The sequence below is a fragment of the Mycoplasma buteonis genome, from assembly GCF_000733865.1.
GTDB classification, from domain to species: domain Bacteria; phylum Bacillota_I; class Bacilli_A; order Mycoplasmatales; family Metamycoplasmataceae; genus Mycoplasmopsis; species Mycoplasmopsis buteonis.
This window is the reverse complement of record NZ_JPOK01000008.1, coordinates 73,288-83,287: the sequence shown is the minus strand read 5'-3', so window position 1 is coordinate 83,287 and position 10,000 is coordinate 73,288. Positions and strand designations below refer to the sequence as shown.

General features: G+C 24.3%; 8 protein-coding genes. 7 read left to right on the top strand and 1 reads right to left on the bottom strand.

The window, feature by feature from the left end; translation table 4 throughout:
• Positions 1-293, bottom strand: a 293-nt coding sequence (locus tag EI91_RS02780; protein WP_036452854.1) for a type I restriction-modification system subunit M N-terminal domain-containing protein, incomplete at its 3' end; no start/stop codon positions are given.
• A 205-nt stretch (positions 294-498) separates the two neighbouring features.
• On the opposite strand from EI91_RS02780, the gene EI91_RS02775 reads away from it, so the two are divergent.
• The 7 genes from EI91_RS02775 (at position 499) to EI91_RS02745 (ending at position 9,976) form a co-directional block, all read left to right on the top strand.
• Positions 499-2,583, top strand: coding sequence for an MYPU_1760 family metalloprotease (locus EI91_RS02775; RefSeq protein WP_036452852.1), 2,085 nt, complete (start codon positions 499-501; stop codon positions 2,581-2,583).
• Positions 2,573-3,175, top strand: a complete 603-nt coding sequence (locus tag EI91_RS02770) for a chromate transporter (protein WP_051789181.1) — start codon at positions 2,573-2,575, stop codon at positions 3,173-3,175. Before EI91_RS02775 ends, EI91_RS02770 begins: the two co-directional genes overlap by 11 nt.
• Complete coding sequence (locus EI91_RS02765) at positions 3,156-3,860, top strand: chromate transporter (RefSeq protein WP_036452848.1); 705 nt, start codon at positions 3,156-3,158, stop codon at positions 3,858-3,860. Before EI91_RS02770 ends, EI91_RS02765 begins: the two co-directional genes overlap by 20 nt.
• Positions 3,861-3,874: 14 nt before the next feature.
• Positions 3,875-4,423 carry a 16S rRNA (guanine(966)-N(2))-methyltransferase RsmD gene (rsmD, locus tag EI91_RS02760; RefSeq protein WP_036452846.1) on the top strand — a complete coding sequence of 183 codons (549 nt, stop codon included), beginning with the start codon at positions 3,875-3,877 and terminating at the stop codon, positions 4,421-4,423.
• Positions 4,380-5,717: a 23S rRNA (uracil(1939)-C(5))-methyltransferase RlmD gene (gene rlmD, locus EI91_RS02755; protein WP_036452845.1), complete on the top strand. Its 1,338-nt coding sequence runs from the start codon at positions 4,380-4,382 to the stop codon at positions 5,715-5,717. The genes rsmD and rlmD overlap by 44 nt, the downstream gene beginning before the upstream one ends.
• A gap of 729 nt (positions 5,718-6,446) precedes the next feature.
• Positions 6,447-8,162, top strand: coding sequence for a hypothetical protein (locus EI91_RS02750; protein WP_036452843.1), 1,716 nt, complete (start codon positions 6,447-6,449; stop codon positions 8,160-8,162).
• Between the two features lie 89 nt (positions 8,163-8,251).
• Positions 8,252-9,976, top strand: a complete 1,725-nt coding sequence (locus tag EI91_RS02745) for a hypothetical protein (RefSeq protein WP_036452842.1) — start codon at positions 8,252-8,254, stop codon at positions 9,974-9,976.
• The last annotated feature ends 24 nt before the right edge of the window (positions 9,977-10,000 follow it).

Genomic DNA, 10,000 nt, shown 5'->3' with positions numbered 1-10,000 from the left:
GAAGGATACATAAAATATCCTTTTTCAGGTAAGCACATTTTCTTAATTTCTTCAATATTTTGACGCACAACTGGATCTGAGTCATCAAGTGCTGCATAATCAAAATCAGGCAGACCACGCTTACCAATTGCATTAATATGTTTTACTAAACTTTCAGAAATATAACGGTAAAACATGGTAACAAGTACGTAAGATTTAAACTCTCACCCATCTACTTGTCCACGTAAATTGTCTGCTATATTTCAAATTGTTTTATGTAATTCATCTCTTTCTTGTTCTTTTTTATTGTCCATTTTTTTATTCCTTGTATTTTTTTATACAGTAATTTAATTAAAAAATTAAATTACATTATATATTTTTAAAATTATATAAAAGTATTCTTTGCATTAAAAAATATACTTAAAAATATTGTGTAAATTCTTTTTAAAAATTAGCGATTAATTATGTTTTTGTGTCAATTTATCGAAATAGTTTAAAATAGATTTATTAGGAGTATAAATGAAATGAAAAAATGCTAAATTGTTTTTGCTTTCCAGTGTTTTTTTCACTGTTATTTCAGCATCATGTGTTAATAATCAAGAAAAAACACAGTTTCACTTTTTAAATGAAGTTCATTTAGAAGATAAGATACCAAAAAGCAAATACATATATAATGAAGTTGATTTTAAAAATAAAGAAGAATTACAAGTAACAACCAACAGTGGTGAATTTATCACAAATAAACATAAATATAAAAATGAAAACGGAGCTTTAATAGTTCCTTTCGATGAGAAACATCAACCTAGAAATTACGATTATAAATACACAAAAATTAATCCTTTAGAATATTCTGCTACCAAAAAGGATTTAAAACTACACGATAAGAACTTAAATGAGTTAAATAAAGTAGGAGAAGTTCAGCTAAAAAAAGATAAAAATAATATCAGTTATTATGAGTATATTGATCCATACATAAATTTAGCATTTAGAGATTATCCAAAAGAAATTAATAAACAAAAAATTTACTTTTTAGGACCAAAAGGTTTAATTGCTTTAGCACAAGAATTCAAAAGAAAAGTACCTTTTGGACCTGAAATAAAATTTTTAAAGGCGATTAACTTTAACGGTGGGAGCAAAATTACTGACAATGTTAATGGTCTTTATATTACCAATATTAATCAAATTTTTATCAATACAGTGAGTTTATTTGGTACAAATTTAGATTTATATGGAAAAATTGCTCAAATTTTACCTACGGTATTTCATGAATACATGCATCACTGAGCAAATTCTTATATCACTAAAGTAAAAAGGTTTAAAGTTAATAATAAAAATCTAAATAATGCTTATAATCAAGAAGCACTAGAAGATTTAACTTTTACATACCAAGCAAAACTGCAAAAGTCATTAACTTACCAAGAGTTTTGAAATCAAACTTTTTCTAATAACTTTATTAAATTACTTAATTATGATTTTGATTATCGTTTAAAAATTAATGATTTTATTATTAATAATATTTTTAATATTAAAGATGATTATTCTAAATTTATAAATCAAAATTTTACTTTGGCACAGCTTTTTAATTTAGCTAACTTCAAAAGTGATAAAACTTTTTCAAAAGATGAATTTGCAAGAGAGTTTTTTATTGATGCTAGATTACAATATGCTAACTCTTTATCAGATATTTTATATTACTACTCTATGACTGAGTTAGTACCAAGAGAATATACTAAATATGGATATGAATCATATTATAATATTGATGAAACAAGAACAAACGAAATATTTACTAACCAAAATGACATTATTGTTTCAAGTTGATTTGGAAGTTATGTTTACAATCCTTTTACAAGGTTAATTAAAAATGTTATTCCTTCAACTAATAATGTTGATTGATCTAGAACTTATTTAAATGGGTTATCAAATCCACATCGTCAGGGTAATTTCATTCAAAACGCTTTGATGTATCCAAATACCGTTTTTGAAATTCCACAAATACACTATGAAATTGAAGATAAACTAAATAAAATGAAAATTTATCCTGAGTTGCCAGAAAATAGAAGAAAAAACCGAAGCATTGAGTTTTATCAAACTTTTTTACAAGCGATGGGATATGGTAAAAGCATTGCCCTTGCAAAAATGAATAATAATAATTTAGTTTTAAGCGGTTATTTAAAAAACAATAATTTTAAAGCGTTAGTATTAACTGATGAACAAAATAGAATGTATAAAATTGCTAAATTACATTACAATTCAATATTTAACTTTTTTGGACATTATAATTTTGATGAAGGCGCTCGGTTATATCAAGCAAATTCTAACGAATTAACACCCGAACGTAAAAATCAGCTTGATAATCGTTTGTATCCTTTGAATAAATATTTTAGTTATTTTACTGATGATATAGAAGAAGTAAAAGATAATAGCAAAATTTACTTTTGAAATGATTTAAATAATAATAATGAGGTAGAAGCTAATGAGCTGGTACACAGCAAAGAATTATCTTTACCAGAAAATAGAATAGTTTATACAGAAAATAAAGATAACTTTATTTATGTAACAAAAAACCAAGAGAAAGAGACGGTAATTAGAATTGGAAAATAAAAAAGTTTCATTTTGAAGTGTTTTTTGATTTTTAATCAAAATTACTTTTATCGGTTTTGGTGGTGGTAATGCACTAATGCCAATTATTAAACGTGAATGTGTAGATAATAAAAAATGAATGACAAAAAAGGAATTTGATAAAGTTGTAATTATTACAAATATGCTTCCAGGAGCTAGCGTTATACAAACCACTAGTTATATCGCTTGCTATTGCTTAGGTAAAGTAAAAGGAATAATAGTAACTTTAATCGCTATGATTCCACACATTTTATTTGCTTTTGGATTGTTTAAATTATTTAGTTATATTCCAACCGAATGAATTCATTACATTGCAATTGGAACTTTAATTTCAATTATTGTATTTCTTTTTGCTTTTGGATATCGTTATTTAAAAGAAGCTAATAAGAAAATGTCACTCCCATTATGAATTATTATTTTTTCTTTTAGCCTAGTTTATACTGTTTTTGTACCAAACCCTTATAATATTCCGATTGTTCCAATTATTGTAGTCTTTCTGGTTTATATTATTTATTACTTTATTAAAAATAGAAAAATAAATAAAGGAGATAGTAATGATAGCACTCTTGGTTAGTATTCCTTTAATTATTTTAATTTCACTAATTGTCTTTGGTGGTGGACAAGTATTTATGCCGATTTTTAGCTGATTTTGAAATTTATTAGCTAAAAATTTTGGTAGTCAAATTGATGATAATACCATTAATCAAGTTTTTACAGTTTCAAACTCAACTCCCGGAGTTGTTTCCACTAAATTTGCTTTTTTTAGTGGATATTTAGTAGCAAATGGTGAATGATGAGGCTACTTAGCGATGTTTTTAACATACTTAGTTTTTTGCTTACCAGCAATTGGCATGATGCTGCTTGCGATGAAATACATTAATAAATTTGAACATAACAAAATGATGCAAAATTTATTAATTATTTCTAAACCTCTTGTAGCAGGAATTATGATAGCTTTATCAGTTCAATTATTAATTAGCATTTTATTACCTGAATTTTACTTTAACAAAGGAATTACTGAATACTTTGGAAAAGTAGATTTAGAACAAAAACCACACAGCTTAGCAGCTTTGTTTGATATTACGACACCTATTGGATATCTTCGTAAAATTTTACTGTACGTTTATGTAATTTTAGCTGTTATTATTGCTGCTGTTTGTGTTAAATTTAAAAAATCATTATTTATCGTAATTATTATAAATGTAGTTCTTTCAATCTTAATGCTTGGAATAATACCACATTTAGTTTATGGATTTTAGTTAGAAAGGAAATTATGATTAGAGTTATAGCAGGAAAATATAGACATATAAAATTAGAACAACCTAATATTGACAGCACACGTCCAACAACCGATAAAGTTCGAGAGGCAGTTTTTAGTAGTTTACAATTTAAATTAGAAGGTAAAAGTTGCTTAGATTTATTTTCTGGTTCAGGAGCTTGAGCAATTGAAGCGGCTAGCCGTGGCGCTCAAGATGTTGTTGCATTAGATTTAAACAAAATTGCTTATCGAACTATAGTTAATAATGTCAAAATCGTTAAGGCAGATAATATCTCTGTTTTAAATACAGATGCAAGAAATTTTGTGACTAGAAATTCACAACCTTTTGACTTTATATTTATAGATGCTCCGTTTAAACAAACACAAATGGTTAATGAAATTTTAAAAACCTTAGCACATAAAGAAACATTAAATGCTGATGGTGAAATTATCATTGAAACAGATGTAGCTGATTTAATTGAAGTACCTGAGCGTTATAGAATTTTTAAGGAAAAAAGATATGGAAAAATCAACCTCATCTATCTTTGCAGAGCTGAAGATTAATTCAGTTATTCAGATCACCGCTACTGAGCTAAGTTTTGAAGGGTTAGGTACATATCGAGAAAATAAACAAGCTATTTTTGTTTATGACTTATTTCCTGGTGAAACTGCAAAGGTTCAAATCATTAATAAAAGTGGTAAAAATTACTTCGCAAAAGTAACACAGTACTTAAAAACCAGTGATAAACGTATTGGTTTTTCTCGCATGCCTAGTGCTTCACTTATCAATTTAAATTATTCAGACCAAATAGAATTTAAAAATAACTACTTAAAAATGCTTTTAAGTAGAAATACAAAGGTTGATTTAAATGTTTATCACGATTTTGTACCAGCTAAGCACCAATTTAATTACCGTAATAAAGTTCGCTATGCATTAAAAGTGTTTAATAATCAATTACAAGCTTTTGAATATTTTCCAAAAAGCAAAAATTTAGAAGCTATTAGTAATAAAAAATTAAATGTTCCGCAACTAAACTACGTGTTAGAAGAATTTTTAACACTAATTAATAAGTACTATTTTGCTAGTTCACAAGCAAATTCAAAGCTCAGTAATTTCGTAGAAATATCACTTAGAGTTAATGCTAAAAATCAAGTAGCTATTAAATTAAAAACTAAAGATACTTTTAAGTTAGAAAACAACTTAATTGATTATTTGAAACAAAACCTTGACAATGTAATTTATATGACTCAAATAACTCAGGTAGGTAACAAGGAAAGTGTTATTTATTCAAAAGAAACTTTTTACATGCATCTTTTAGATAAAAAGTTCATAGTTTCCAATGAATCATTTTTTCAAATTAATGATGAAATTAGTTCTCAAATGTTTAACAAAATTCAAGAATTAAGCAACACAAGGTATAACAGAATCATTGATTTATTTTCTGGTGTAGGAGTAATTGGACAACTAGTAGCTAATAAGTCACAAAAAATAATTGGTATTGAATTAGAAGCTTCTGCAACCGATGATAGCAATGTAAACGGTAAAATAAACTCAATTCAAAACTTTGAGTATCTTAACGGTGATGTTTTTCAGTTAATTAAAAAAGTAAAAATAAAAAGTTATGATTTAGTCTTGCTTGACCCTCCTCGTAGTGGATTAAATGAAGCTTTAATAGATTTGCTTTCTACTAGCGAGGTTAAAAATATAATTTATATGTCTTGTGATCCGAGAACCTTGATTAGAGATATAGCATATTTTGAAAAACAAGGATATACAGTTAAATACTTCCAAAGCTACGATATGTTCCCAAATACACATCATATTGAAACGATAACCTTAATATCAAAAGAGGAATAATTAAAGTAAAAAAATCAAATTATTCTTGAATTATTTTTACACAAATAGAAACGCTAATCTTCTAAATAAAAAGATTGATATTTTTTATGCAGTATATTTGCAAAATTAATAATTATTTATTTTCTGCAGGTAGTATTAATTTATTTTTTATATATAAAATATTATAAAAATTGAGTTCTAACTTTTGCTAGATTTTTTTCAAAAATAATACTTTTGTAATGCGATATTATTATTTAGAAAAAGTCACACAAAATTTAACAATTTTAAAGTAAGGAGGCTTCCTTACTTTTTTATTATTAGTATAAAAAAATAATTACAATTAATGACATTTAATAAAAATAAATTCATTTTTAAAATATGACATAGTTCAAAATACTTAATAAAACTAAAAGTAAATTTTTATTTTTTAAATTACAAAAAAGGAAAAATATTTTGTTGATTCTTTATATTTTTACCTTCCTTATACTGGAAAAAATCAAAAATGATAATTTTCATATACTTTAATAAAAATTTATTTTTTCGGAAAAAGAATAAAATTTATATGTTAGAAAATAAAAAAATGATTTTTCTCTCTACTATTTTTTTAACTAGTTAACTTTTTACTTATTTATGAAGAAAATATAAAAAGTTTAAAATATACCAACTTTAAAACTGCTTTATTTAAGCAAGTTTATGTTAATACATACAAAATTAGTAAAAAGTTTTGATTGTTTTTAAATTGGAGGAATAATGTTAAAAAAATTATTATTCATAGCAGCACCAATAGTTTCTTTACCTTTACTGTCATCTAGTTGTCAGAAAGTGGACAGTGAATCTGAAAAAACACAAAAGAAACGAGAATTAAAAAATTTAACTGAAAGTAATACTGATGATTATGGTGAATTTACTAATATAAATGATAAATTTAACAAGACAAGTCTTTTATATTTATTAAATACAGATTTATCTGGAATCTTTAGCAATTCACAAATTAATGAGTTTAAAGAATTTCAAAAATGAATTAAAACTATAAATCAAAAATTAAATAAAAATAAAAATCAAGATACGGAAGATGAAATAATTAAAATAAACTTTTATTTAGATTATCTTAAATCAATAACTTTACAAAAAGATATTCAGTATTTTGCCGAAAAAATAAGTTTTTTTAAGACGCTTCCACATTCGGAAGATATTACCTTTAATTTAAAAAACATATGAAATACAAAAAATAAATACGAAATAATTACTTTTAAAGATTCATCAGAAAAAGAAAAACCTTGATGAAATGCTCCATTAGATTTTTTTGCAAATGAAAATTATTATATTTCAAATGGAATTCGTGATCTACCTTGAGATAATTTTAAAAGTTATCCAGCTATAACAGAAATTAAAAATGATTTTCAGCACAGCGAAGTTTTTAGCGAGGAAGTTAACTTACCCAAAGAAAATCAAAAAATTGCAGATGAAATGAAAGTTAAAAATGATAAATCATTTAATAAATTTGTAGACTTTTATCAAAAGTATAGTCCTTTATTGGATAATTTAGCAATTTCCCATTTTGCCAACAAAATTAAAAATCTTATAGATCAAGATTTTGATTACAAAGAAGCTTTGAGCTGAAAAAGCATCTTAGAGCCAATAAAAGAAATTAAAGTTAGCAAGATAAATCTTAATAAAGATAATTTGCTTGATATATTACTAAATAGTGACAGTATAACTTTAAAAAATGTCGCAAAAATTATTGCACTTAGAACATCAAACGACCTTTCTGGTCAAGAAATATCACAAAAAGATTTTGATGATTTAATAGATGAACTTCGTAAAATTAAAGAAAATGATTTAATTTCTGTTGTCAAGAAATCTAATGAATTACTCAAAAAGTATGATAAAAAACTTAATTTTTATAAAATTTCTATTCCAATTTACGTCAAAGATAAAAATACAAAGATCGAAATTACTTTTGATAAGTTGAAATATGATTGAGATCAAAAAATTAAAGTTACATATAAACCAAAATTATATTCAGAAGCTAGCTATTTATCATTTGATGAATTTAAAGAAGTTTATGACGCTTTTTTAGATAATTACATTCAAGCATATAAGCTTGCAGAAAGTTCAAATGACAATAATAAAAAACTTGCTGTTCGATATGCAAATCAAGCATCAATTGCTTTAGTTGAAATCTTAGAAAGTAAATTAAACGAGCTTAAAATTTATTATTCACAACCTGCCATAGAAGTTAAAGAGTTTTTAGTAGCAATGGAAGATTCATCTTCATATTACAATGATTTTAAACCTTTATTTATAGTAAATAGTCAACAAGAAAATAACATTGTACCTTTTTGATTATCAGGTTATGATTTACAAGATGACTTTTGAGTTAATCTAAGAAGTTCGTATTTATGACCTGATTTAGAAAAAATTAAAGCTAATTCAGTTCCTGACATATTAAGTAGAATTAAATAGTAAAAATAAAATTATATTTAGCTAACGAAAATATAAATAATTTTGTTTTAAAAAAGAGAAATTTTATATTATTTAGATTTGGAGAAATAATGCTTAAAAAAATATTATTTACTTTTGCAATGCCAGTTATGATACCATTAATTTCAGCTAGCTGTCAAGAAGTAAAAAATGAAAAATACATTTCAAAAGAAGAAAATGAGCAAAATAAATTTTTAAAAGAATCTGAATTTTCAAATTTAAATTCAAAATTTAACAAAAAAGCTTTAACTTATTTATTAAGTAGTGATTTAAACAAATTCATGTACCAAAACCAACTAAATGAATTTAAAAATTTAATTGAAAAGATAAGAAGAATAAATAAAAAATTAAATACACAAGAGCAAAATATAGAAATTTTAAATGAAGTATTTAAAATCAATATTTACTTAGATTATTTAAAAATATTAATTATTCAAAAAGAAATTCAAAATAATTTAAAAAGCTTTAATTTATTAACATCAGAAAATGCTTTTGACAAAAACCATCCTGATTATGAAAAGTTAAAAGAAGATTTAAACTTAAAAGATAAAAAAGTTAAAGATTGAATAAATGAACTATTAAAAATACATATAAATTACAAACTAGAAAATAGTTCTGAACCATTAATAAAAAGCAATGATAATTTTCCGGTTTTTCATAAATTAGGAAAAGGAACTTCTTATACGGAAATATCGAGCGAAAATAATGAATTAGAAATTGATAGCAATAAATTGCTTTTAAAAATACAAAAAAATGATAAGAAAATTCTAGACTTTGCAGAGTTTTATCAAAAACATTATGGTTTATCAAATAATGTTGCTATTTTGTCTTTTGCACATAAATTAGAAAAACTTATAGGTAAAACTTTAGATTTTTCTGCTATGTTAACCAGAAAAACAAATTCAGCTCCAATAAAAAATATTAAAGTTACAAAAATTTTAGCACCATGAAATAATACATTAGATATTTTAGTCAATAGTGATAGTATAACTTGAAAAAATATTGCTGCAAAATTTTTAAAAAAAGATTTTTTTCAAATTGAATACAACGAATTTTTTGGTAAAGAAGCACCTTTTTACAGCAAAGAAAATATTAATACCGATGACATTAATATTAGTGATTTAACTCGAGAAATAGAAAATATTAAGAGTGATGATTTAATTTCTACCGTTAAAAAATCTGATAGCTTACTTAAAAAATATAGTAAAGATTTAACTTTTTATAAGATATCAATACCAATTTATGAAAAAAGCTCAGACGTAAAAATTCAACTACATGGTAAGATGGATTCTTTCGGAAAATTACTTGATCAAAAAATAGAAATTTCATATAAACCTAAATTGTATCAAGATGTAACTTATTTATCTTTCGAAGATTTTAAAGAAAAATATGATGATTTTTTAAATAAATACATAAAAATTATAAAAACTATTTCAAGTAAAGAAAATAAAGATGATGCTGTTATTAAGAAACAAATCAAAGAAGCTGCACAAAGTTTGGTTGAAATTTATGAAGCACAACAAAATAATTATCTAGTTCAATACTTTGAACCAATAGAAACCAAAGAGTTTGTAATCGGAATTGATAATTCTATCAAACAATTTAATCCAGTATTTTCAATAAATAGTAGAGTTAGTGATGCATTATTACCATTTTGAATATCAGGTTATGAAAATGCAGATCAATTTTTAGAAAATTTTGAAATACTTAATGATTTAGGTCTGGGAAGTGAGAATAAAATTTATTCAGTTACTGAAATTTTGAAAAACTTAAATAAAGAAAAAGTTGACAACTAATTGTCAACTTTTTTATCTTAATCA